We start from the raw sequence: 247 nt of genomic DNA on the forward strand, positions 1-247 counted from the left end.
CCCTCGACAGTGCGCTCACGATCCACGCGACCCTCGTCGAGCAGCGCCGCAACGAACAGATGCGGGAGATGACCCGCGCGGGCCTCGAGCAGAACGACCAGGTCAAGAAGATCTCCTCGTGGGCCGCCATCGGGTTCGCGCCCACGCTCATCGCCGGGGTGTACGGGATGAACTTCCGTTTCATGCCGGAGATCGATCAGCCGTGGGGCTATCCGTTCGCCCTCGCGCTCATGGTCGGCGTGAGCGT

Annotated in this window: 1 protein-coding gene; it reads left to right on the forward strand. The window is 66.0% G+C overall.

The window, feature by feature from the left end; all coding sequences use genetic code 11:
* Window positions 1–247 (forward strand): CorA family divalent cation transporter (locus ACR9ZK_RS22955; RefSeq protein ID WP_481344223.1); only part of this gene is annotated, 247 nt, incomplete at both ends.

It is taken from the genome of Monashia sp. HAY1-5C, from assembly GCF_056755255.1.